Here is a 22814-nt window from a genome sequence, read left to right as displayed (position 1 = left end):
CGCCTTTCGTTCGCGACTGCGCGAATCTCTGCCCGCGACTGCGGGGCTCGCTCTGCTCGCTCCTCGCGCGGGCGGCTGGGGCTCACTCGCTCCGCCCGTTCACTCCTGGCGCTCACCGGTGAGCCTCCTGGACGCTGCCGACCTCAGGGGCGGGATCGGTCCTGCCGACGTCCTCCATGGTGGCCCGGACGGCGGGGTTGATGACATCGGTGACCGGCTTGGGGTAGAAGCCGAGCAGCACGATCAGCGCGATCAGCGGCGCGACCACGAACTTCTCGCGCAGGCTGAGGTCGCGGCGCATCGGCTCGATCTCGGTCAGGGCCGGGTTGAGCGTGCCCTGGGTGGTGCGCTGCACCATCCACAGCACGTACGCGGCGGCCAGGATGATGCCGAGCGTGGAGATCACCGCCACCGGCTTGTTCACCGTGAAGGTGCCGATCAGCACCAGGAACTCGGAGACGAACGGCGCGGTGCCGGGCAGCGCCAGCGAGGCCAGACCGGCGAAGAAGAGCACCCCGGCCAGCAGCGGCACCAGCTTGCCCGCGCCGCCGAAGTCGCTGATCAGGGCCGATCCGCGCCGGGCCACCAGCATCCCCACCACCAGGAAGAGCAGGCCGGTGGCGAGGCCGTGGTTGAGCATGTAGAGCACCGCGCCGGTGCCGGCCTGGGTGGTGAAGGCGAAGATGCCGACCCCGATGAACCCGAAGTGCGCGATCGAGGTGTACGACACCAGCCGCTTCAGGTCGTTCTGGCCGACCGCGAGCAGCGCCGCGTAGATGATGCCGATCACCCCGAGCGCCAGCGCCCAGGGGGCGAACCACTTCGACGCCTCCGGGAACAGCGGCAGGCAGTACCGCAGGATGCCGAAGGTGCCGACCTTGTCCAGCACGCCGACCAGCAGCGCGGCGGCCCCGGCCGGGGCCGCGCCACCCGCGTCCGGCAGCCAGGTGTGGAACGGGAAGAACGGCGCCTTGATCGCGAAGGCGAGGAAGAACCCGAGGAACAGCCAGCGCCCCGTGCCGGTGGAGATGTCCACCTGGGTCAGCGCCTGCCAGTCGAAGGTCTTCCCGCCGACGACCCAGAGGCCGATCACCGCCGCCAGCATGAACAGGCCGCCGACCAGCGAGTAGAGGAAGAACTTCACGGCCGCGTACTGCCGCTGGTGGCCGCCGTAGCTGCCGATGAGGAAGTACATCGGCACGAGCATGACCTCGAAGAACACGTAGAACAGGAACACGTCGGCGGCGGCGAAGACGCCGATCATCGTGCTCTCGAGGATGAGCAGCAGGGCGAAGTAGACCGGCACCGAGCGCTTCGACGACTCGGCGTCGTGCCAGGACGCCAGGATCACCAACGGCACCAGCACCGCGATCAGCATCAGCATCACCAGCGCGATGCCGTCGGCGGCGAAGGTGAACCGGGCGTCCCACTGCGGGATCCAGGTGTACGACTCGCGGAACTGGAGCCGGTCACCGCCGGTCTTGAAGCTGACCCACATGACCACCGACAGCACCAGCACCAGCAGCGACCACCCGAGGGCCACCTGCTTGGCCAGGTCCGGCCGGCGGCGCGGCAGGACGGCCACGACCAGCGCGCCGACCAGCGGCGCCACGGTCAGCACCGAGAGGAACGGGAAGTTGGACATTATGCGGCCTTACCTCCGTCGTCACTGCGTGGTCCGCCGGCGGGGGCGGCCGTAGAGAGGTCGATCACGCCAGCCACCCCGCCTGCACGGCCAGGAACGCCGCCACCACCAGCAGCGCGCCGGCCAGGATGGACGTCGCGTACGACCGGACGAAGCCGGTCTGCAGCCGCCGGAGCCGGCCCGAGCCCCCGCCCACCGCGGCGGCCAGGCCGTTGACCAGCCCGTCGACGCCCCGGTTGTCGAGGAAGACCAGCGCCCTGGTGAGGAAGATCCCCGGCTTCTCGAAGACCGTCTCGTTGACGGCATCCGTGTAGAGGTTGCGCCGGGCTGCGGTGACCAGCACACCCGCCGGCTGCGGCTCGGTGGCCGTGCCGGTGCGGAACAGGAACCAGGCCAGCCCCGCCCCCACCACGGTGATCAGCAGCGAGAGCGCGGTGATCAGCCAGTGCGCGAGGACGGGCTCGTGGCCCTCCTCGTGGCCGCCCAGCCCGGCGGTCGCCGCCAGCCACTCCGGCACGGAGGTGGAGAGCAGGAAGCCGGCGCCGACCGAGCCGATCGCGAGCAGGATCAACGGGATCGTCATGAGCTTCGGCGACTCGTGCGGGTGCTCGATGTCCTCGGTCCACCGCTTCGGGCCGTGGAAGGTGAGCACGAACAGCCGGGTCATGTAGAACGCGGTGAGGCCGGCGCCGAGCAGCGCCGCCCCGCCGAACAGCCAGGCAGTCCAGTCGTCCCGCTCGAAGGCGGCCACGATGATCGGCTCCTTCGAGAAGAAGCCGGAGAACGGGAACATGCCGATGATGGCCAGCCAGCCCATCATGAACGTGAGCCAGGTGATCCTCATGTGCTTGGCCAGCCCGCCGAAGCGGCGGATGTCCACCTGGTCGTTCATGCCGTGCATGACGGAGCCGGCGCCGAGGAACATGTTGGCCTTGAAGAAGCCGTGCGCCAGCAGGTGGATGATCGCCAGCGCGTACGCCCCGCCGCCGAGGCCGACGCCCAGGAACATGTAGCCGATCTGGCTCACCGTCGACCAGGCCAGCACCCGCTTGATGTCGTCCTTGGCCGCGCCGATGACGCAGCCGATCAGCAGGGTCAGCGCGCCGACGCTGGCCACCACGAGCTGGAGCGTCGAGTTGGCCGAGAAGATCGGGTTGGACCGGGCGATCAGGTAGACGCCCGCGGTGACCATGGTGGCGGCGTGGATGAGCGCCGACACCGGAGTCGGGCCCTCCATCGCGTCCGGCAGCCACGCCTGGAGCGGGAACTGGCCGGACTTGCCGGTCGCCCCGAGCAGCAGCAGCAGGCCGAGCACCAGCACGGTGGTCGCGGTCAGCGAGCCGACCCCGTTGAACACCTCGTCGTACTGGGTGGTGCCGAGGGTGGCGAACATGATGAAGATGCCGATGGCCAGGCCGGCGTCGCCGACCCGGTTCATCAGGAACGCCTTCTTGCCGGCGGTGGCCGCGCTCGGCCGGCCGTACCAGAAGGAGATCAGCAGGTACGACGCCAGACCGACGCCCTCCCAGCCGAAGTACAGCATCACGTAGTTGTTGCCGAGCACCAGCAGGAGCATCGCGGCGACGAACAGGTTGAAGTAGGCGAAGAACCGCCGCCGGCCCTCGTCGTGCGCCATGTACTCGACCGCGTACAGGTGGATCAGGAAGCCCACCCCGGTGATGAGCAGGACGAAGACCGCAGCCAGCGGGTCGAACAGCAGACCGAAGTCCACCTTGAAGTCACCGACGGCGATGAAGTCCCACAGGCTCTGCTCGACCGACTTGTTCTCCAGGCCGCGCAGCTGGAAGAAGTAGGTCAGGCCGAGCACGAATGCGGTGCCGACCGAGGCCACCCCGAGCCAGTGCCCCCAGCGGTCGGCCCGCCGGCCCAGCAGCAGCAGGATCACCGCGCTGGCCAGCGGGATCGCCACCAGCAGCCAGACGCTGCCGAGCAGCCCACTCGCCGGCGCGTAGACGACGGCACCTGCCGGCTCGGCCGGGGCGTTCATCAGAATCTCTCCCACTGCTGGCCCCTCTAGTACTTGAGCAGGTTGGCGTCGTCGACGCTCGCGGAGCGCCGGGTCCGGAAGATGGACATGATGATCGCGAGGCCGACCACGACCTCGGCCGCGGCCACCACCATGACGAAGAACGACATGATCTGGCCGTTCAGGTCACCGTTGATCCGGCTGAAGGTGACGAGGGTCAGGTTGGCCGCGTTCAGCATCAGCTCGACGCACATGAACAGCACGATCGCGTTACGCCGGATGAGCACCCCCGCCGCACCGATGGTGAACAGCACCGCGGCGAGCACCAGGTAGTAGTCCGGGGTCATTTGTCCGTCCCCTTCAGCGAGGTTTCCTCGGCGGTCAGCTCCCGAACCGGCAGGATCGTCGAGATGCCACGCTCGGTCAGCCGGCCGTCGGGCAGGCGGGCCGGGGTGGCCACCGAGGAGGAGGTGGCGAAGACGCCCGGGCCGGGCTTCGGGCCAGGGTAGTTACCCGGGGCGAAGCGGGCCTTCATCGTGGCGACCTGGTCCATCTTGTCTTCCTTGCGCCGCTCGACGTGCGCCAGCACCATCGCCCCGACCGCGGCCGTGATCAGCAGCGCCGAGGTCAGCTCGAAGGCGAAGACGTACTTCGTGAACAGCAGGCGGGCGATGCCCTGCACGTTTCCCTCGGCGTTGGCCTGCTCCAGGCCCACCGCCTGGACGCCGTCCAGCGCCCGGTAGAGGCCGCCGCCGACCAGGCCGGCGAAGCCGAGCCCGAGCAGCACCGCGGCGACCCGCTGGCCGCGCAGCGTCTCGATCAGCGAATCCGAGGCGTCCCGGCCCACCAGCATCAGCACGAACAGGAAGAGCATCATGATCGCGCCGGTGTAGACGATGATCTGCACCATGCCGATGAACGGCCCGGCCTGCAGGACGTAGAACACGCCCAGGCAGAGCATGGTCAGCACCAGCCAGAGCGCCGAGTGCACGGCGCTGCGCGCCACGACCATGCCGATCGCGCCGATCAGCGCCAGCGGGGCGAGGATGTAGAAGGTGACCTCCTCGCCCCCGGACACCCCGCCCGCCGCGGCGAGCACCGTCTGCGTGGTCATGCCTTGTCCCCCTTGCCCGCCGCCGCCCGCTGGGCGTGCTGCTCGGCGCCGGGGAAGGTCACCCCGGGGTGCTCCTCCACCGGGTACCGGCCCGGGCTGTTGGTCGCGTGCTCGGCACCGGCCGACGTACCCGGGTTGGTCAGCGCGCCGACGTAGTAGTCCTTCTCGCTGTCCCCGAGCCGCATCGGGTGCGGGGGCTGCTCCATGCCCGGCAGCAGCGGCGCGAGCAGCTGCTCCTTCGTGAAGATCAGGTCTTGCCGGTTGTCCCGGGCCAGCTCGTACTCGTTGCTCATGGTGAGCGACCGGGTCGGGCAGGCCTCGATGCACAGCCCGCAGAAGATGCAGCGGGCGTAGTTGATCTGGTAGACCGACGCGTTCCGCTCACCCGGCGAGAGGCGGTTCTCCTCGGTGTTGTCCCCGCCCTCGACGTAGATCGCGTCGGCCGGGCAGGCCCAGGCGCACAGCTCGCAGCCGATGCACTTCTCCAGGCCGTCCGGGTGCCGGTTCAGGACGTGCCGCCCGTGGTAGCGCGGCGCCGGTACCGGCGGCTTGAACGGGTAGTCGGTCGTTACGACCTTCCTGAACATGTGCGAGAAGGTGACTCCGAAGCCCTTGAACGTTCCGGTGATCGCGCCCACGTCACACCTCCCTGGAGTCCGAGCCGGCGGTGACGTTGGCCGGCTCCCGCTCGGCGACCACGCGCTTGGTGCGCGGGCTCGGTGGCACTTGCAGGTCCATCGGTGGCAGCGGGAAGCTGCCGTGCGGACGACTGTTGGCCTGTTCCTGGAGCGACCGCTTCGGCTTCGGCTTGCGGCTCGGCCAGAGCAGCGTCGCCAGCAGCAGCACGCCCGCGCCGATCGCGGTGGCGAGCAGCCGGTCCCTCGTCTGCCAGCCCTCGATCGACCGCAGGCCGGCCAGGACCAGGATCCAGACCAGGTTGATCGGCAGCAGCACCTTCCAACCGAAGCGCATGAACTGGTCGTACCGGAGCCGGGGCAGGGTGCCGCGGAGCCAGACGAACACGAAGACCAGTGCGATCACCTTGCCGAAGAACCACAGCAGCGGCCACCAACCGGAGTTGGCGCCCTCCCACAGGGTGATCGGCCACGGGGCCCGCCAACCGCCCAGGAACAGCGTCGTGGTGACCGCGGACATGGTCACCATCGCGACGTACTCGCTGAGCATGTAGAGCGCGAACTTCAGCGAGCTGTATTCCGTCATGTAGCCGGCGACCAGCTCCGACTCGGCCTCGGGGAGGTCGAACGGCGCCCGGTTGGTCTCGCCGACGGTCGAGATGAAGAAGATGATGAAGCTCGGCAGCAGCAGGATCGCGTACCAGCCGGGGGCCGGCACCTCGGTGCCGAGGATGGTCAGCCGGGTGGCGTCCCCCTGGGCGGCGACGATCCCGCTGGTGGACATCGTGCCGGCGGTCATGAACACCGCAACGATGCTCAGCCCCATCGCGACCTCGTAGGAGATCATCTGGGCGGTGGAGCGCAGGCCGCCGAGCAGCGGGTATGTCGAGCCGGAGGCCCACCCGCCGAGCACGATGCCGTAGATGCCCATCGACGAGCACGCCAACAGCACCAGCACCGACACCGGCACGTCGGTGACCTGGAGCGGCGTGTGGTGGCCGAAGATGCTCACCATCGGGCCGAACGGCACCACCGACAGGGCGGTGACCGCGCAGATCACCGAGATGGTCGGCGCGAAGAAGAAGACGACCTTGTCCGCCGCCTTCGGGAGGATGTCCTCCTTGAAGGCCATCTTCATGCCGTCGGCCAGGGTCTGGAGCAGGCCGAACGGGCCGGCCTGGTTGGGGCCGGGCCGCACCGCCATCCGGCCGACGACCCGCCGTTCGAACCAGACGCCGAGCAGCGTGGCCAGCACGGCGACGACGAAGGCGAAGACGACCTTGATCAGGACCAGCCACCACGGGTCCTTGCCGAAGTCGGCCAGCGTCGGGTCCTGGGCCAGGTAGACCGCGTTCACTGGGAAACACCCCCGGTGTTGAGGAGCGGACCCGGGCGGCCGGCCGCGTCCGCGGCGACCGCCGCGGTGGCCTGCTCCGTGGCGGCGACCGCCGCGGAGATCCGTACCACCGTGCCGGACGTCGCGTTGAGGCCGCGCCGCACGGTGGAGCCGGGTGAGTTGGTCGGCAGCCAGACGACGCCGTCGGGCATCTCGGTGATCGCCGCCGGCAGGGTGATCGCCCCGCGGTCGGTGCCCACCGTCACCGGGTCACCGTCGGCGACGCCGAGCGCCTCCGCGGTGCCCTTGCCCACCCGCGCCACCGGCAGGCGGGCGGTGCCGCCCAGGTGCTCGTCACCGTCGGTGAGGCTGCCCAGGTCGATGAGCTGGTGCCAGGTGGACAGGACGGCCTCGCCGGCGCCGGGCTGCGGCACCGGGGCCGGCTCCACCGACGGCGGAGACGGCCGATCGGCCCGGGTCGGCGTCAGGCTGCCCAGCTCCCGGCGGACGCTGAGCACGTCGCCCGTGCCGAGCTGCACGTCGAGCAGGGCGGCGAGCGCGTCCAGCACCCGGCCGTCGGTCATCGCGGCGGTGTGCAGCACCGCCTCGAAGGGCCGCAGCCGGCCCTCCCAGTCCAGGAAGCTGCCGGCCTTCTCGACCACCGGGGCCACCGGGAGGACCACGTCGGCCCGGCGGGCCACCGCGCTGTTGCGCAGCTCCAGGCTGACCAGGAACGGCACCGCGTCGAGGGCCTGCTCGGCCAGCCGCGGGTCGGCCAGGTCGGCCGGGTCGACCCCGGCCACCACCAGCGCGCCGAGCTTGCCGTTCGCGGCGGCGGCGAGGATGCCGTCGGTGTCCCGGCCGGCCTGGCTCGGGATCACCCCGGCCGCGATGTCCCACGCCTCGCCCAGCTCGGCCCGGGCGGCCGGCTCGGTGACCGGACGGCCGCCGGGGAGCAGGTTCGGCAGGCAGCCGGCGTCGACGGCCCCGCGGTCGCCCGCGCGCCGTGGCACCCAGGCCAGCTTCGCGCCGGTACGCCGGGCGACGTCCGCCGCCGCCGACAGGCCGCCGGGCACCTCGCCCAGCCGCTCGCCGACGATCAGGATCGCGCCCGGGGTGCTCAGCGCCTCGGCCACCGTCGCGTGCTCGGCGAGCACGCTCGCCTCCTCGCCCGGCACCACCCGGGCCAGCTTGGCCCCGAGCTTCTCCAGGCCGCGGGTGGCGAACGGCGCGAGCGCGTACACCTTGATCTTCTTCTTCAGGTACGCCTTGCGCAGCCGCAGGAAGAGGATCGGGCATTCCTCCTCCGGCTCCAGCCCGACCAGCACCACCGCCGGGGCGTTCTCCACGTCGGCGTAGGTCACGTCGGTGCGCCCGGCGACCGTGCTCGCCAGGAAGTCGGACTCCTCGCGGGAGACCGGCCGGGCCCGGAAGTCGATGTCGTTCGTGTTCAGCGCGACCCGGGCGAACTTCGCGTACGCGTACGCGTCCTCGACGGTCAGCCGGCCGCCGGTCAGCACCGCCGTGCCCTGGCCGGCGTCCCGGGCGGCCCGCAGCCCCTCGGCGGCGACGGTCAGCGCCTCGCTCCACGACGCCTCGCGCAGCTCGCCGGTCTCGGAGTCGCGGACCAGCGGGGTGGTGAGCCGGTCGAAGGCGCGGGCGTACTGGAAGCCCCAGCGGCCCTTGTCGCAGTTCCACTCCTCGTTGACCTGAGGGTCGTCGCCGGCCAGCCGGCGGGTCACCTTGCCGCGCCGCCAGTCGGTGCGCTGGGCGCAGCCGGCCGAGCAGTGCTCGCACACGCTCGGGCTGGAGACCAGGTCGAACGGGCGGGCCCGGAAGCGGTACTGCGCGCCGGTCAGCGCGCCCACCGGGCAGATCTGCACGGTGTTGCCGGAGAAGTACGAGTTGAACGGGACGTCGCCCGCGTCGCCCTCCTCGCCGTACGCCTCGTCCCGGTAGATGTTGATCTCCTCGGCGGACGACCGGCCCATCAGGTCGATGAACTTGTCGCCGGCGATCTCCTCGGAGAACCGGGTGCACCGCTGGCAGAGCACGCAGCGCTCGCGGTCGAGCAGCACCTGGGTGCTGATCGCCATCGGCTTCTCGTACTCCCGCTTGTGCTCGTGGAAGCGCGAGTCGGTGCGGCCGGTGGACATCGCCTGGTTCTGCAGCGGGCACTCGCCGCCCTTGTCGCACATCGGGCAGTCGAGCGGGTGGTTGAGCAGCAGCAGCTCCATGACCCCCTCCTGCGCCTTCTTGGCGACCGGCGAGGAGAGCTGGGTGCGGACCACCATGCCGTCGGCGACGGTCTGGGTGCAGGAGGCCACCGGCTTGCGCTGGCCCTCCACCTCGACCAGGCACTGCCGGCACGCGCCGGCCGGGGCCAGCAGCGGATGGTCGCAGAAGCGCGGGATCTCGGTGCCCAACTGCTCGGCGACCCGGATCAGCAGCGCGCCCTTGGGCGCGGTGACCTCGATGCCGTCGATCGTGAGGGTGACGGTCTCGGTCGGCTTGGCTACGTCGGTCATTAGTGCGCTCCCACCAGCTGCTTGTCCGACAGCTTCGGCGCGGTACGTCCCTCGATGTAGTCGAGGTAGTCCTGCTTAAAGTACTTCAGCGACGAGGTCACCGAGCTGGTCGCACCGTCACCAAGGCCGCAGAACGAGCGGCCGAGGATGTTGTCGCAGGTGTCGAGCAGGGTGTCCAGGTCCTCGTGGGTGCCCTGGCCGGCGAGGATCCGCCGGTAGACCCGGACCATCCAGTAGTTGCCCTCGCGGCACGGGGTGCACTTGCCGCACGACTCGTGGTGGTAGAACTCCAGCCACCGGTACGTCGCGTACACCGGGCAGTCCTGGTCGGAGAAGATCTGGGTGGCCGTGGTGCCCAGGATCGAGCCGGCCGCCGCCACCCCCTCGAAGTCCAGCGGCACGTCCAGGTGCTCGGCGGTGAGCAGCGGGGTGGACGAGCCGCCCGGGGTCCAGAACCGCAGGTTGTGCCCCGGCTGCATCCCGCCGGCCAGCTCCAGGAGCTCGCGCAGCGTGACGCCCATCGTGCACTCGTACTGGCCCGGGTCGGCGATCCGGCCGGAGAGCGAGTAGATCATCGGCCCGGCGGACTTCTCCGTGCCCATGGACTTCCACCAGTCGGCCCCGCCGAGCACGATGTACGGCACGCTGGCGATGGTGCCGACGTTGTTGACCACCGTGGGGCTGGCGTAGAGGCCGTGGGTCGCCGGGAACGGCGGGCGCAGCCGGGGCTGACCCCGGAAGCCCTCCAGCGAGTCCAGCAGCGCCGTCTCCTCGCCGCAGATGTACGCCCCGGCGCCCGAGTGCACCACCAGCTCCAGGTCGAACCCGGAGCCGAGGATGTTCTTACCGAGGTAGCCCTTGGCGTACGCCTCCTGCACGGCGTTGCGCAGCCGGCGGGCGGCGTGCACCGCCTCGCCGCGGATGTAGATGTAGGCCCGGCTCGCCCGGATCGCGTACGACCCGATGATCACGCCCTCGACCAGCGAGTGCGGGTCGTGGGTCATCAGCGGCAGGTCCTTGCAGGTGCCCGGCTCGCCCTCGTCGGCGTTCACCACCAGGTAGTGCGGCTTGCCGTCGCCCTGCGGGATGAACCCCCACTTCAGGCCGGTCGGGAAACCCGCGCCGCCGCGACCGCGCAGCCCGGAGTCCTTGACGAGCTGGATCAGGTCGTCCGGGTGGGCCTTGAGCGCCTTGCGCAGGGCGGCGTAGCCGTCCAGCCTCTCGTACGTGCCGATCCGCCAGGCGTCCGGCGACAGCCAGCGCTTGGTGAGCACGGGGGTGAGCTTGGCCAGGGTATCCGGCCGAGGAGTGGTCACTTCTGGGCCTCCTTGAGGGAGCGCTCCTGCGCGCCGGCCTCGTCGCCGGCGGGCTTGCCGTCGCCGGCCGGCGCGTTCGCGGCGACGCCGGCGGCCTCGGCCTCCCGCGCGTCGCGGGGCGTCGGGGGCGTCGGGTCTGCCGGAATCCTGGTGCCGGGGGCGTCCGGCACGGCGGTCCGGGCGTCCGGCTGCCGGGTCTCGGCGGCCCGCACCTCGGGCGACTTGGCGTCCGGCGCCTTCACGTCGGGGGCGGTGCTGCCGTTCGCCGTGGTGGCGGGGGCGGGCTTCGCCTGCTCCGCGGCCTTCGCCCGCGCGGCGGCGGCGTCCGCCTCCGCCTTGCTGCGGATCGGCGTGTTCGGGTCGTAGCCCGGCACCGAGATGCCGTGCTGCTCGGCCAGCCGCAGGCCGCGCAGGGTGGGCTCGCCCGGGCCGCCGTCGGCGACCGCGCCCTCGCGCTCGTCGGCGAAGCCGGCGAGCTGCACCGCCATCTCCTTCAGCGTGCAGAGCCGCGCGCCCCGGGTCGGCATCGGCCGGCCGCCGGAGCGCAGCTCCTCGACCACCCCGAGGGCGGCCTGTGGGTCGACGCCGTCGAAGAAGTCGTAGTTGACGGTCATCACCGGGCCGTAGTCGCAGGCCGCCAGGCACTCGGCGTGCTCCAGGGTGACCTTGCCGTCGGCGGTGGTCTCGTCGTGGCCGACGCCGAGGTGCTCGGCGAGGGTGTCGTAGACCTCCTGCCCGCCGAGCACGTTGCACATCGTGTTGGTGCAGACGCTGACCAGGTAGTCGCCGGTCGGCCTGCGCTTGTACATCGTGTAGAAGGTGGCCACCGCGCCGACCTGGGCCTTGTTCAGGCCGAGGACGTCGGCGCAGAACTCGACGCCGGCCGGGGAGACGTACCCCTCCTCCGACTGCACGAGGTGCAGCAGCGGCAACAGCGCCGAGCGGGACCGGTCTGCCGGGTACCGGGCGATGATCTCCCGCGCCCGTTCCCGCGTCTGTTCAGTGAAAGTCGTCATCGGTCACATCCACCCATCACGGGGTCCAGCGAGGCGCCGCCGGCGATGACGTCGGCGATCAGGCCGCCCTCGGACATCGCCGGGAGGGCCTGGAGGTTGACGAAGCTCGGCTCCCGGTAGTGCACCCGGTACGGGCGGGTGCCACCGTCGGAGACGGCGTGCACGCCCAGCTCGCCGCGGGGCGACTCGATGCCGACGTACACCTGGCCCGGCGGGACCCGGAAGCCCTCGGTGACGAGCTTGAAGTGGTGGATCAGCGACTCCATCGACTGACCCATGATCTTGGCGACGTGCTCCAGCGAGTTGCCCATGCCGTCGACGCCGATGGCGAGCTGCGCCGGCCAGGCGATCTTGCGGTCGGCGACCATCACCGGGCCCGGCTTCAACCGGTCCACCGCCTGCTCGACGAGCTTGAGCGACTCCCGGATCTCGGCGAGCCGGACCAGGTAGCGGCCCCAGACGTCGCCGTCCGTGTGGGTCGGCACGTCGAACTCGTACGTCTCGTAGCCGCAGTACGGCATGGTCTTGCGCAGGTCCCAGGCGAGGCCGGCGGAGCGGAGCACCGGGCCGGTGACGCCCAGCGCGAGGCAGCCGGTCGCGTCGAGCACCGCGACGTTCGTGGTGCGCTCGATCCAGATCGGCTGGCCGGAGAGGAGGTCCTCGTACTCCTTGAGCCTCTTCGGCATCATCTTGAGGAACCTGTGGATCTTGACGATCGCCTCGTCCGGCACGTCCTGCGCCACGCCGCCCGGCCGGACGTACGCGTGGTTCATCCGCAGGCCGGTGACGCTCTCGAAGATGTCGAGGATGTACTCCCGCTCGCGGAAGCCGTACAGCATCATGTTGATCGCGCCCAGCTCCATGGCCGTGGTGGCCACCCAGACCAGGTGCGAGGCGATCCGGTTCAGCTCCATCATCAGGACCCGGATCGTGGTGGCCCGCTCGGTGATGTCGTCGGTGATGCCGAGCAGCTTCTCCACCGCGAGGCTGTACGCCGTCTCGTTGAACAGCGGCGCGAGGTAGTCCATCCGGGTCACGAAGGTCGTGCCCTGCACCCAGTTGCGGTATTCCAGGTTCTTCTCGATGCCGGTGTGCAGGTACCCGATGACCGACCGCGCCTCGCGGACGGTCTCGCCCTCCAGCTCCAGGATCAGCCGGAGCACGCCGTGGGTGGACGGGTGCTGCGGACCCATGTTCACGACGATCCGCTCGTCGTTGATCGGGTCCGTGCCGGAGACGATCTGGTCCCAGTCCCCACCGGTGACGGTGAAGACCCGGCCCTCGGTGGTCTCGCGCTCGGTCGCGTAGTTCGACGTCGTCACTGGTACGACCTCCGTCGGTCCGGCGGCGGAATCTCCGCGCCCTTGTACTCGACGGGGACGCCGCCGAGCGGATAGTCCTTGCGCTGGGGGTGCCCCTCCCAGTCGTCCGGCATCAGGATCCGGGTCAGGTTGGGGTGGCCGTCGAAGACGATCCCGAACATGTCGTACGCCTCCCGCTCCTGCCAGTCGGCGGTCGGGTAGACGCTGGTGACGCTCGGCAGGTGCGGGTCCTCGGCGGACACTGCGGCCTCCAGCCGCACCCGGCGACGGTACGTCATCGAGGTGAGCTGGTAGACCACGTGCAGCCGGCGCTCGTCGGCGCCCAAATAGTCCACCCCGGACACCGAGGAGCACAGCTCGAAGCGCAGCGCGAGGTCGTCGCGCAGCACCTGGCAGACCTCGACGATCCGCTCCGGGCGGACGTGCAGGGTCAGCTCGCCCCGGTCGACCACGACCTTCTCGATCGCGTCGCCGAACGCCGGGTAGGCCTCCTCCAGCGCGTCGCGGACCTCGTCGAAGTAGCCCCCGTACGGCCGGGGGGTCTCCTCGACCGGCTGGCGCGGGCGGACCAGGCCCCCGAAGCCGGAGACGTCACCCGAGCCGTGGATGCCGAACATGCCCTGCCCGGCCGGGCTGGCCGGCGGGTGCTCGGCGGGCGCGCCGCTGCTGGCCCCGGCCGGCGTCACCGGCACCGGCAGGCCGCCGGTGTTCGGCTTGTCGGAAGCTGCGCTCACTTGATGCCTCCGTGCGGGTGGAGGTGGTTCTGGGCGTTCATCCAGTTCTCGATCCGCAGCTGCTCCTCGCGCCCCTCACGAACCGCCTTGGTCCACTCGGCACGGCGGGCCTTGTCACTGCGGTACGACGACGGCATCGAGCCGTACGGGACGGCCGGCACGTCGCCGCGCGCCAAGCGGGCCTCGTGCATCTTGCGCCCGTTCGGGCCCAGCGGCTCGTGCATGACCTTCTCGCGGAGCTTGAGGATCGCGTCGATGAGCATCTCCGGCCGGGGCGGGCAGCCCGGGAGGTACATGTCGACGGGCACGATGTGGTCGACGCCCTGCACGATGGCGTAGTTGTTGAACATGCCGCCGCTGCTGGCGCAGACGCCCATCGAGAGCACCCAGCGGGGCTCGGCCATCTGGTCGTAGATCTGGCGCAGGACCGGTGCCATCTTCTGGCTCACCCGGCCGGCCACGATCATCAGGTCCGCCTGCCGGGGCGAGGCGCGGAACACCTCCATGCCCCAGCGGCCCAGGTCGTAGTGCGGGCCGCCGGCGGCCATCATCTCGATGGCGCAGCAGGCCAGGCCGAAGGTGGCGCCCCAGAAGGACGTCTTCCGCGACCAGTTGACCAGCGTCTCCACGGAGGTGAGCAGGACGCCGGCGGGAAGCTTCTCCTCGATACCCATCTGCGTGTCTCCCTCAGTCCCAGTCCAGGCCGCCGCGCCGCCACACGTAGGCGTATGCGACGAAGACCGCGACGATGAACAGGACCATCTCCACGAAGCCGAAGATCGGCAGGGCGTCGAACGAGACCGCCCAGGGGTAGAGGAAGATGATCTCGATGTCGAAGACGATGAAGAGCATCGCCGTCAGGTAGAACTTGATCGGGAACCGGCCGCCCCCGACGGGCTGCGGGCTGGGTTCGATGCCGCACTCGTACGCCTCGAGTTTGGCCTTGTTGTGCCGGCGCGGGCCGACGAAGCGGGCGGCGGCCACGGAGATCAGCGCGAACGCCGCGGCGAGGGCGAACAGCCCGATGATGGGTGCGTAAGGCGAGAGCGTCATTGTGGTCTCCTGCTCGTCCTTCCCTGCCCTCGGCGGTGGTTGGCCAAAATCACACTATTCACGTCCCTCACGACGGCTGTCGGCGGGGTCGATCCCTGTCCGACCTGCGGTCCTCGTCGACCACCCCGGCCAAGCGCCCCACACTCGTCGGCGACCTGCGGGGCTCGCGCGCCTCCTCGCGCTACACGGCTGGCGCCGCCTTCGTCATCGCGTTGATGACCCGGTCCATCGCGTCCCCGCCGCGCGGGTCGGTCAGGTTGGCCAGCAGCTTGAGCACGAACCGCATCAGGGCTGGATGCGGCATGCCGTGCTTGGTGGCCATCCGCATGATCTCCGGACGGCCGATCAGCTTCACGAAGATCCCGCCGAGCCGGTAGTAGCCGCCGAACCGGGCCTTCAGTTCCTGCGGGTACGCCATCAGCGCCCGCTCCCGCTCGGCGCCGGCCGGCCGGGCGAGGGCCTGCACCGCGATCTCCGCGGCCAGCTCGCCGGACTCCATCGCGTACGCGATGCCCTCGCCGTTGAACGGGTTGACCATGCCGCCGGAGTCGCCGACCAGCATGACGCCGCGGGTGTAGTGCGGCACCCGGTTGAAGCCCATCGGCAGCGCCGCGCCGAGGATCGGCCCCTCGGCGTTCGCCTCGTCGGTCATCCCCCAGTCCTCCGGGGTGTTGGCCAGCCAGTCGGTGAGCAGCCGCCGGTAGTTGGTCTTGCCGAAGGCGGTCGAGGAGTTGAGCACGCCGAGGCCGGCGTTGACCCGTCCGTCGCCGAGGCCGAAGATCCAGCCGTACCCGGGGAGCAGGTTGTCGCCGCTGGCCTTGCTGCGCAGCTCCAGCCACGACTCCAGGTAGTCGTCGTCGTGTTTGGCCGGCGAGCGGTAGTACCGCCGGACGGCCACCCCGATCGGCCGGTCCTCCCGCTTGGCCAGCCCCAGGGAGAGCGGGAACCGGCCGGAGACGCCGTCCGCGGCGACCACCAGCGGGGCGCGGAAGGTGGCGGGCTCCTTGTCCGGGCCGACCTCGGCCTCCACCCCGACCACCCGGTTGTCGGCGTCGAGCACCGGACCGACCACGTTGACGCTGGTGCGCAGCTTCGCCCCGGCCGAGACGGCGCGCTGGGCGAGCAGGTCGTCGAAGTCGAGCCGGGTGCGGACCAGGCCGTAGTTGGGGAAGCTCGCCAGGTCCGGCCAGTCCAGCTCCAGGCGGACGCCGCCGCCGATCACCCGCAGGCCCCGGTTGTGCAGCCAGCCCGCCTCGGGCGAAGTGTCCACACCCATCCGGATGAGCTGCCGGACGGCGCGCGGGGTCAGCCCGTCGCCGCAGACCTTCTCCCGGGGGAACTCGGTCTTCTCCAGCACCAGCACCCGCACGCCGTGCTGCGCCAGGTGGTACGCCGTCGCCGACCCACCGGGGCCGGCGCCCACGACGATCACGTCGGCGTCGTTCTCCACCGCGGTCATCTGGGCCTCCTCCCGAGCGCTCGTGAAATCCTTCACAAGCCAGTCGGATGGAGTCTATGACCGACGTTACGTCCCCGCCTGGTTAGGTGGCCCTAACTTGCCGAGGTGAGAGCCGCCGGGCTCCACAAAGGGGTCAAAGCGGCGCGGAGGTTGGCTCGTCCAGACCCGCATCGACCCTGATGGCCTCCGGCAGGTGGTCACGCAGGGCGCCGCCGGCCGCGCGGTCCAGGGCCGCCAGCACCTCCGCCACCACTTGACGGACGTCGGCCGGATCGACCCCCGCCAGCTCCCTGATCTGGGCGACGAGTTCCGCGGCGTCCTCGCTCGGCGTCGAGTGCGCCGGCTCTGCTCCCGTCATAAGGCAAGCCTACCGGGCAAAGTGGACTAATTCCGCGCATTCGGGAAGCGTGTCGCGAGCGATCCGAACGGCTCAGTCGCGAACCGCGCGGTGCAGGGCGACCACGCCACCGGTCAGGTTGCGCCAGGCCACCCGGCCCCAGCCGGCCGCGCCGATCCGCGCCGCCAGGGCCTGCTGGTCCGGCCAGGCCCGGATCGACTCGGCGAGGTAGACGTACGCGTCCGGATTGCTGGACACCGTGCGGGCCACCGCCGGCAGGGACCGCATCAGGTACGACAGGTAGACCGTGCGGAACGCCGGGTTGACCGGGGTGCTGAACTCGCAGACCACCAGCCGGCCGCCGGGCCGGGTGACCCGGGCCAGCTCGCGCAGGGCCGCGTCGGTGTCCGACACGTTGCGCAGCGCGAAGGAGATGGTCACCGCGTCGAAGCTGGCGTCCGCGAAGGGCAGCCGCAGCGCGTCCCCCGCCAGCAGTGGCACCGTGGGGCGGGACCGCTTGCCGGCGTGCAGCATGCCGAGGGAGAGGTCCGCGCCGACCGCGTACGCGCCGGACTGGGCCAGTTCCTCGGTCGAGACGCCGGTGCCCGCCCCGACGTCCAGCACCCGGTCGCCGGGGCCGAGCCCGAGAGCAGCCCGGGTGGCCCGCCGCCAGAACCGGTCCTGCCCGAAGGAGAGGACGGTGTTGGTCAGGTCGTAGCGGGCGGCCACGCCGTCGAACATCGCGGCGACCTCGTGCGGCTGCTTGTCCAGGCTGGCGCGCTGGCCCTGCGGGGTAAGGCTCACCCCTCCACTCTGCCAGCCGACACCCCGCTGACCGATGCCGGGGCGGCGCGGGGCGGAGGTACGCGGACGGGCGGGGTGGTCGCCCACCCCGCCCGTCCCGTCACGTCGGACGCGTCAGTCGTTCCCGACGGTCAGTGGTTCGACTTCTCGTCCCCCGGGGTCACCAGCAGCACCCGGCGGCGGCGGGAGAGCACCAGCATCGCCCCGCCGGCCAGCAGCACGGCGCCGCCGATGCCACCGATCAGCCCGGCCTGCACGCCGGTCACCGGGAGCCCGCCGCCGCCACCGCCGGTGCCCGGCGAGGTGGTCGCGCTCGGCCCAGCGGACGGGCCCGTGGTCGGGGTGCCGGTCGGCGTCGGGGTGGGGGTGGGGGTGGGGGTGGGCTGGGCGGACAGGTCCACGAAGACGTCGAAGACGGCCTGGTTGTCGGTCTCGTCCGTCTCGGTGAAGGCGCGACGCTGGGCCGCCGAGGCGACCTTCGACTCCGACTCGGGGGTACCCTGCGCCTCGTCCAGCCCGTACGCGAAGAGTTCGCCGATGCGCAGCACCGGCTGGTCGGCGTCGTCGGCGACCTTCACCCGCACGTCGTCGGTGTAGTACTCGCCCGGCCGGAGCACCGCGCCGGCGTCCTCGCAGAACGCCTGGGCCAGGCCGCCGATCTCCTGCTCGACGCAGTTCCCGGGCAGCTTCGCGAAGCTGACCTTCGCCGGCAGGGTGATGGAGTAGAAGACGCCGGTCGCCCGGCGGCTGCCGTCGTTGTAGATCGCCCAGTCCAGCGGGGCGGTCGCGCCGCGCGGGATCGGCTTCAGGTCCGGCTCGTTGCTCTGCGCGCCGTCGACCACGACGTTGGCGTACCCGTCCTGCACCCAGGAGGTGAGGTCGTAGCCGGGGCGGGTGACGGTGACGTCGACGGTCTCGCTGTTGTCGTCCGTGTTCGGGTCGGCGGTCGACGAGGCGACCGTCACCTTCAGCGCGCCGCCCTTGCCCCGGCCGCCGGTGCTGAACAGCGGGATGCCGAAGTCCTCACTGGTGCCGCCGGCCAGGTCGCCGAGCAGGCAGGTGAAGGCGGTGCCGGAGACGTCGCAGCCGTCGGGGACGACGAAGCCGACCCGCTTGGTCAGGCCCTTCGTCTCCACGGTGACCCGGACGTCGCGGGCCGCGACCGAGCTGCGGGTGTTGTCGACGGTGAACTTGAACGGCTTGGCCTTGGCCGCCTCGACGCCCTTGGCCAGGTTCTGGCTGAGCGGGACCAGCGCCAGGTCGGCCTGGTCGGCCGCCTGGGCCGGGGCCGCCACGGTGGCCAGGCCGCCGGCGGCCAGCAGCGCCACGGCGCCGACACGGGCCAGGGCCGAACGGTGGAACGAGGTCATTGATCCCCCGGGGTTAGGGAAGGAGGAGGGTTTTTACGGAACCGAGCGGACGTTATCCGAGGTAGATCGATTGCGCCAGGAGCCAGCACGGCATTTCATCCGTCCGGCCCCGCCCGTCAAGACGGTGGGGGCGGGATGGTCGACCATCCCGCCCCCACCGCCGTGCTCTATGTGAACGGCCCCCACGGACCGATGGAGGACTGTGCCTCGGACCACGTCGCGGGGGACGTTAGCGACCCGCGCTGGCCTGCGCGACCCTTTCGGACGACTAGACGCACACCAGGTCCGACAGGCCGAGCAGAACTGTCCGGACCGCCGATCGGCTCACCGGCCGACCGGCCGGTGAGCGCTCGCCCAGCGTGTCCGCCGGTGCGCGGTGGGTCAGAGTGCCCGTCGGTGCGCGGTGGGTCAGAGTGCCCGTCGGTGCGCGGTGGGTCAGAGTGCCCGTCGGTGCGCGGTGGGTCAGTTGACCTCGACCAGCGGCAGCGGCCGGCCCGCCCCGCCGCCCGGCATGGCGATCGACGAGAAGTGCGAGACCACCCGGTCGTCGGTCGGGTCGTCGGCCGGGGTGTGGTGCACCGCGAGCCGGCGGTAGAGGGTGTCCCGCTGGGCCGGGATGCGGTCGGCCGAGCGGATCATGCCGATCAGCTCGTGCAGGTTGGAGCGGTGCCGGGCGCCGGCCGAGGAGATGACGTTCTCCTCCAGCATGATCGAGCCGAGGTCGTCCACCCCCATGTGCAGGGCGAGCTGGCCGACGTCCTTGCCGGTGGTCAGCCAGGACGCCTGGAGGTGCGGGACGGTCTCGAAGAACAGCCGGGCCACCGCGACCAGCCGCAGGTATTCCAGCGTGGTGGCCTGCGTGCGGCCCTTGAGGTGGTTGTTCTCCGGCTGGTACGTCCACGGGATGAACGCCCGGAACCCGCCCGTGCGGTCCTGCACGTCGCGGATCATCCGCAGGTGCTCGATCCGCTCGGCGTTGGTCTCGCCGGTGCCCATCATCATCGTCGCGGTCGACTCCAGGCCCTGCCGGTGGGCCAGCTCCATGACCTCAAGCCAGCGCGCGCCGGACTCCTTGAGCGGCGCGATGGCCTTGCGCGGCCGGTCCGGCAGCATCTCGGCGCCGGCGCCGGCGATCGAGTCCAGCCCGGCCACCTTGATCCGGGCGATGGCCTCGTCGAGGCTGACGCCGGAGACCTTGGCCATGTGCAGGATCTCGCTCGGCCCGATCGAGTGGATGGCGAGCTGCGGGTACGCCTTCTTCACCGAGGAGAACAGCTCCTCGTAGTACTCCACGCCGTAGTCGGGGTGGTGGCCGCCCTGGAGCATGACCTGGGTGGCGCCCAGCTCGACCGCCTCGCCGCAGCGGCGCAGGATCTCCTCGGTCGGGTGGGTCCACCCCTCCTTGTGCTTGGGGGCGCGGTAGAAGGCGCAGAACTTGCACGCCGTCACGCAGACGTTCGTGTAGTTGATGTTGCGATCGATCAGGTAGGTGACGATGCCGTCGGGGTAGCGCCGCCGACGCACCGCGTCGGCCGCCTCGCCGAGGGCGTGGAACGGCGCCTCGGTGTAGATCAGCAGGGCCTCCTCGGGCGTGATCCGCCCGCCGTCCGCGCCGCGCTGCAGGATGTCGTCGATCTCCCGGCTCACCGTCACCCCTCCGAGGGTACGCCGACCCCCATCCGGGCCTTCAGTGGTGCGCCGGACCGTGACCCATCCCCCATCTCCCCACCCCCACAAGCCCTCGCTCAGATCGTGGACGGTTTCCGTCAGCAGCGGACGCGACCTGTCCAAGGTCTGTAGGGGGCAGGACTGGGGGCGATCGGGGCTACCGGCAACGCATAGAAGTTCTACTATTCTTTCATGATCAATGAGCCCCCATCTCCTCCGAAGAACCCGGTCCGGCGGCGCACCCTCGTCGGGCTGGTCCCGCTGGTGGCCGGCGGCCTGCTCCTCGCCACGACGGCCCAGCCCGCCAGCGCGGCCACCCAGGCCAGCGCGGCCGATCCCGCGCCGGAGTGCCTCGCCGATCTGCTGGGGCCCTGATGGCCACCATCCCCTGGCTCGCCGACGTGCTCCGCGGCGCCGGCGTCACAGTGGTCGAACACGGCGACTGGCTCGGCCGGGTCGCCGGCAGCTCGTTCGCCCCGATCGGCGTGCTCTGGCACCACACCGCAGCCACCTCCAGCGCCGCCAACCCGCACCCCGCCCTGAACATCTGCGTCAACGGCCGGTCCGACCTGCCCGGCCCGCTCTGTCAGGCGCTGGTCGACCACAACGGCGTCTTCCACGTCATCTCGGGCGGACGGGCCAACCACGCCGGCGTCAGCCGGGGCAGCGGCCCGATCCCGGCCGGCGACGGCAACACCCTGATGGTCGGTTGGGAGATCGACTACAACGGGGTCAACCAGGCCATGACCAACGCGCAGTACGCCGCCTCGGTGCTCGCGACCGCCGCCGTGCTGCGGCGGCTCGGCCGGGATGCCAGCCACGCCCGGGGCCACCGGGAGACCAGCACCAGCGGCAAGATCGACCCCTCCTTCGTCGACCTCGACTCGATGCGCGCCGACGTGGCCCGCCAGCTCACCGGCAACCCGCCCCTCGACCTCACGGAGAACGACATGAAGCTGATCCAGTCACCCGGCCGGGGCATCGCCCTGGTCGGCCCCGGCTACTTCCGGGGGCTCCGCAACGACGAGGAGGTGCACGCCGCCGTCGCGCTGGTCGGCAACCCCCTGGTCGGCAACGACCGCCAGTTCGACCTGTGGCGCAGCATCGCCTTCGACGGCCAGGTCAAGGCCCCGAGCTGACGCCCACCCGGGCGGCTGGGCTCGGGGAGGATGGCGGGATGTTGCTGCTCGTACCCGCCGACCCGCTCCGGCCCCGCCGCCTTCGCGGACGCGCTGGCCGCGCGGGGCGTCACGCTGCGCACCAGCGCCGAGCACTACCGGCGGGCGCACGAACTCCCCGGCTGGTACGCGGCCCTGAAGCCCGTGACGCCGGCCACGACGTGGACCGTGGGGGCCGGGCGGGACGCGTTCGACCGGGCCCGCGTCGCGCTGGGCGACGGCCCGGCCGTGCTCCGCGACTACTGCAAGTCGATGAAGCACCACTGGGACGAACGACGGGGAGTGGCGGGTGATCGAGCTGGGGGACGGCCAGGTGAGCGACCGGCCCGGCACCGTGGACCCGGCACGGCTGCTCACCCCACTGCTGGCCTGAGCGCAACCGCCCAGCGCGCTGCCGGCCTGAATCGTCCGAACCGGCCCGCACAGCCAGCCTGCGCCGTCCGAACCGGCCCGCACAACCGGCCTGCGTCGTCCGGACCGGCCCCACCGGGCGGTCAGGCGCCGAGTCGGTACGCCGACGAAGGCGGCCCAGGACGGGGGCGAAGGCCAGCATCGGATCCTTCTCGCGTACGGCGACCGCCTCGGTCAGCGGGGTCACCTCCACGGAGTTGGCGTGTGGGCCGCTGCGGGTGGACTTGCGCCAGGTCACGCCGGACAGCTCAGGGGTGGTCGTCCTCGGCCCCGGATCGATGAAGATCGCCGGCCGGCGGAACGGTTCTGTCCCGGCTGCGCGAGAACCGGCGGAGGCACGCCCTTGCTGGTGAAAGCAGCGCAGACAGGACCCTTTCTGAAGGTCATCAAGTTCTCGAACCGCGGCCCGGGCCATCGTGCCGCGCACCCCAACCAGGAACGCCATTCTCCGACGCCGGGCCGATTCACGACTGAGGTGTGGGAGATCTTGGCAGGAAATGGCCCCTGGAGGGGCCGAAATCTTCCAAGATCTCCGGTCATCCTAGTTAGCGGAACGGGGTTCCCGGAATATGGGCGGGTTCGGCGGGGGCGGCCTGCACCTGTTCGTGGACGACGACTGGGATCATCAGCCTGCGCACCTGGACGAGGCGGTCAAACTGATCGAGGAAGCCTGCGGCGAGCCGGTCGTCCTCACGGAGCACCACTCCGACCTCAGCTACTGGATCGCCCACGTCCGCAGCGGCGACTGATCGCCTGCGGCCTGGCGGTGACCCAGATGGACGCTGTTCACGACCTATCGAGCTGCCCCGTTCATGGGACCAGCCGCCCGGTCCGGCAACCGCTCCGAGGCGTGCCCCGTTCGTGAGGGCAGCTCCATAGTGTCCGCGACACATGCCCCTGC

22 protein-coding genes and 1 pseudogene are annotated in these 22814 nt (G+C 71.0%); 4 read left to right on the top strand and 19 right to left on the bottom strand.

Features of this window, described 5'->3' with window-relative positions:
- Positions 1 to 112 precede the first annotated feature (112 nt).
- From GVV04_RS17375 to mqnC, 18 genes are all read right to left on the bottom strand, one after another.
- Positions 113 to 1645: an NADH-quinone oxidoreductase subunit M gene (locus tag GVV04_RS17375; RefSeq protein ID WP_161689068.1), complete on the bottom strand. Its 1533-nt coding sequence runs from the start codon at positions 1643 to 1645 to the stop codon at positions 113 to 115.
- A 64-nt stretch (positions 1646 to 1709) separates the two neighbouring features.
- Complete coding sequence (nuoL, locus tag GVV04_RS17370; protein WP_161689432.1) at positions 1710 to 3653, bottom strand: NADH-quinone oxidoreductase subunit L; 1944 nt, start codon at positions 3651 to 3653, stop codon at positions 1710 to 1712.
- Positions 3654 to 3679: 26 nt separating this feature from the next.
- Positions 3680 to 3979 carry an NADH-quinone oxidoreductase subunit NuoK gene (nuoK, locus tag GVV04_RS17365; RefSeq protein WP_117668432.1) on the bottom strand — a complete coding sequence of 100 codons (300 nt, stop codon included), beginning with the start codon at positions 3977 to 3979 and terminating at the stop codon, positions 3680 to 3682.
- Entirely contained in the window at positions 3976 to 4746 is a 771-nt protein-coding gene (locus tag GVV04_RS17360; protein ID WP_161689067.1) for an NADH-quinone oxidoreductase subunit J, read from the bottom strand. The genes nuoK and GVV04_RS17360 overlap by 4 nt, the downstream gene beginning before the upstream one ends.
- Entirely contained in the window at positions 4743 to 5384 is a 642-nt protein-coding gene (gene nuoI, locus GVV04_RS17355; protein WP_161689066.1) for an NADH-quinone oxidoreductase subunit NuoI, read from the bottom strand. The genes GVV04_RS17360 and nuoI overlap by 4 nt, the downstream gene beginning before the upstream one ends.
- A gap of 1 nt (position 5385) precedes the next feature.
- A complete protein-coding gene (gene nuoH, locus GVV04_RS17350) occupies positions 5386 to 6738 on the bottom strand; it encodes an NADH-quinone oxidoreductase subunit NuoH (RefSeq protein WP_161689065.1) in 1353 nt (450 codons plus the stop codon).
- Positions 6735 to 9245: an NADH-quinone oxidoreductase subunit G gene (locus GVV04_RS17345; RefSeq protein ID WP_161689064.1), complete on the bottom strand. Its 2511-nt coding sequence runs from the start codon at positions 9243 to 9245 to the stop codon at positions 6735 to 6737. The genes nuoH and GVV04_RS17345 overlap by 4 nt, the downstream gene beginning before the upstream one ends.
- Positions 9245 to 10561 (bottom strand): NADH-quinone oxidoreductase subunit NuoF, encoded by a 1317-nt coding sequence (gene nuoF, locus GVV04_RS17340; RefSeq protein WP_161689063.1) that lies wholly within the window; start codon positions 10559 to 10561, stop codon positions 9245 to 9247. The genes GVV04_RS17345 and nuoF overlap by 1 nt, the downstream gene beginning before the upstream one ends.
- Positions 10558 to 11577 carry an NADH-quinone oxidoreductase subunit NuoE gene (gene nuoE / locus GVV04_RS17335; RefSeq protein ID WP_161689062.1) on the bottom strand — a complete coding sequence of 340 codons (1020 nt, stop codon included), beginning with the start codon at positions 11575 to 11577 and terminating at the stop codon, positions 10558 to 10560. The genes nuoF and nuoE overlap by 4 nt, the downstream gene beginning before the upstream one ends.
- Positions 11574 to 12899: an NADH-quinone oxidoreductase subunit D gene (locus GVV04_RS17330; RefSeq protein ID WP_161689061.1), complete on the bottom strand. Its 1326-nt coding sequence runs from the start codon at positions 12897 to 12899 to the stop codon at positions 11574 to 11576. Before GVV04_RS17330 ends, nuoE begins: the two co-directional genes overlap by 4 nt.
- A complete protein-coding gene (locus GVV04_RS17325) occupies positions 12896 to 13633 on the bottom strand; it encodes an NADH-quinone oxidoreductase subunit C (protein ID WP_161689060.1) in 738 nt (245 codons plus the stop codon). Before GVV04_RS17325 ends, GVV04_RS17330 begins: the two co-directional genes overlap by 4 nt.
- Positions 13630 to 14307: a NuoB/complex I 20 kDa subunit family protein gene (locus GVV04_RS17320; protein WP_161689059.1), complete on the bottom strand. Its 678-nt coding sequence runs from the start codon at positions 14305 to 14307 to the stop codon at positions 13630 to 13632. The genes GVV04_RS17325 and GVV04_RS17320 overlap by 4 nt, the downstream gene beginning before the upstream one ends.
- Positions 14308 to 14320: 13 nt before the next feature.
- Positions 14321 to 14686 carry an NADH-quinone oxidoreductase subunit A gene (locus GVV04_RS17315; RefSeq protein WP_161689058.1) on the bottom strand — a complete coding sequence of 122 codons (366 nt, stop codon included), beginning with the start codon at positions 14684 to 14686 and terminating at the stop codon, positions 14321 to 14323.
- 181 nt (positions 14687 to 14867) lie between these two features.
- Entirely contained in the window at positions 14868 to 16145 is a 1278-nt protein-coding gene (locus GVV04_RS17310) for a geranylgeranyl reductase family protein (protein WP_161689057.1), read from the bottom strand.
- 133 nt (positions 16146 to 16278) lie between these two features.
- The gene (locus GVV04_RS17305; protein ID WP_161689056.1) at positions 16279 to 16503 is read right to left on the bottom strand and encodes a DUF2267 domain-containing protein; all 225 of its coding nucleotides are present in this window, start codon (positions 16501 to 16503) and stop codon (positions 16279 to 16281) included.
- A gap of 72 nt (positions 16504 to 16575) precedes the next feature.
- Entirely contained in the window at positions 16576 to 17286 is a 711-nt protein-coding gene (locus tag GVV04_RS17300; protein WP_161689055.1) for a demethylmenaquinone methyltransferase, read from the bottom strand.
- Positions 17287 to 17417: 131 nt separating this feature from the next.
- Complete coding sequence (locus GVV04_RS17295; RefSeq protein ID WP_161689054.1) at positions 17418 to 18656, bottom strand: LPXTG cell wall anchor domain-containing protein; 1239 nt, start codon at positions 18654 to 18656, stop codon at positions 17418 to 17420.
- A 462-nt stretch (positions 18657 to 19118) separates the two neighbouring features.
- On the bottom strand, positions 19119 to 20309 hold the full coding sequence (gene mqnC / locus GVV04_RS17290; protein WP_161689053.1) for a cyclic dehypoxanthinyl futalosine synthase: 1191 nt from the start codon (positions 20307 to 20309) through the stop codon (positions 19119 to 19121).
- Positions 20310 to 20516: 207 nt separating this feature from the next.
- Between mqnC and GVV04_RS17285 the strand changes: the two genes are divergently transcribed.
- From GVV04_RS17285 to GVV04_RS34805, 3 genes are all read left to right on the top strand, one after another.
- Positions 20517 to 20699 (top strand): hypothetical protein, encoded by a 183-nt coding sequence (locus GVV04_RS17285; RefSeq protein ID WP_161689052.1) that lies wholly within the window; start codon positions 20517 to 20519, stop codon positions 20697 to 20699.
- On the top strand, positions 20699 to 21463 hold the full coding sequence (locus GVV04_RS17280) for a peptidoglycan recognition protein family protein (protein ID WP_235966245.1): 765 nt from the start codon (positions 20699 to 20701) through the stop codon (positions 21461 to 21463). The genes GVV04_RS17285 and GVV04_RS17280 overlap by 1 nt, the downstream gene beginning before the upstream one ends.
- A gap of 328 nt (positions 21464 to 21791) precedes the next feature.
- Positions 21792 to 21875: a hypothetical protein gene (locus GVV04_RS34805; protein WP_407938817.1), complete on the top strand. Its 84-nt coding sequence runs from the start codon at positions 21792 to 21794 to the stop codon at positions 21873 to 21875.
- A gap of 201 nt (positions 21876 to 22076) precedes the next feature.
- Here GVV04_RS34805 and GVV04_RS34800 read toward each other — a convergent pair.
- A pseudogene (locus GVV04_RS34800) lies at positions 22077 to 22328 on the bottom strand (hypothetical protein); the annotation flags it as partial.
- A 154-nt stretch (positions 22329 to 22482) separates the two neighbouring features.
- Here GVV04_RS34800 and GVV04_RS17265 point away from each other — a divergent pair.
- A complete protein-coding gene (locus GVV04_RS17265) occupies positions 22483 to 22662 on the top strand; it encodes a hypothetical protein (protein WP_161689051.1) in 180 nt (59 codons plus the stop codon).
- The last annotated feature ends 152 nt before the right edge of the window (positions 22663 to 22814 follow it).

The organism is Micromonospora rubida (genome assembly GCF_009908295.1).
Classification (GTDB): Bacteria; Actinomycetota; Actinomycetes; order Mycobacteriales; family Micromonosporaceae; genus Micromonospora; species Micromonospora rubida.
Note: the sequence above shows the minus strand (reverse complement) of the source record. Positions and strands in the feature narration are given on the sequence as shown.

Coding starts and splice junctions, on each gene's coding strand:
- GVV04_RS17315 (WP_161689058.1), bottom strand. CDS start 14,686: ATGACGCTCTCGCCTTACGCACCCATCATCGGGCTGTTCGCCCTCGCC.
- GVV04_RS17265 (WP_161689051.1), top strand. CDS start 22,483: ATGGGCGGGTTCGGCGGGGGCGGCCTGCACCTGTTCGTGGACGACGAC.
- GVV04_RS17375 (WP_161689068.1), bottom strand. CDS start 1,645: ATGTCCAACTTCCCGTTCCTCTCGGTGCTGACCGTGGCGCCGCTGGTC.
- GVV04_RS17285 (WP_161689052.1), top strand. CDS start 20,517: ATGATCAATGAGCCCCCATCTCCTCCGAAGAACCCGGTCCGGCGGCGC.
- nuoL (WP_161689432.1), bottom strand. CDS start 3,653: ATGAACGCCCCGGCCGAGCCGGCAGGTGCCGTCGTCTACGCGCCGGCG.
- GVV04_RS17295 (WP_161689054.1), bottom strand. CDS start 18,656: ATGACCTCGTTCCACCGTTCGGCCCTGGCCCGTGTCGGCGCCGTGGCG.
- nuoE (WP_161689062.1), bottom strand. CDS start 11,577: ATGACGACTTTCACTGAACAGACGCGGGAACGGGCGCGGGAGATCATC.
- GVV04_RS17345 (WP_161689064.1), bottom strand. CDS start 9,245: ATGACCGACGTAGCCAAGCCGACCGAGACCGTCACCCTCACGATCGAC.
- GVV04_RS17305 (WP_161689056.1), bottom strand. CDS start 16,503: ATGACGGGAGCAGAGCCGGCGCACTCGACGCCGAGCGAGGACGCCGCG.
- nuoK (WP_117668432.1), bottom strand. CDS start 3,979: ATGACCCCGGACTACTACCTGGTGCTCGCCGCGGTGCTGTTCACCATC.
- GVV04_RS17280 (WP_235966245.1), top strand. CDS start 20,699: ATGGCCACCATCCCCTGGCTCGCCGACGTGCTCCGCGGCGCCGGCGTC.
- GVV04_RS17360 (WP_161689067.1), bottom strand. CDS start 4,746: ATGACCACGCAGACGGTGCTCGCCGCGGCGGGCGGGGTGTCCGGGGGC.
- GVV04_RS17320 (WP_161689059.1), bottom strand. CDS start 14,307: ATGGGTATCGAGGAGAAGCTTCCCGCCGGCGTCCTGCTCACCTCCGTG.
- GVV04_RS17310 (WP_161689057.1), bottom strand. CDS start 16,145: ATGACCGCGGTGGAGAACGACGCCGACGTGATCGTCGTGGGCGCCGGC.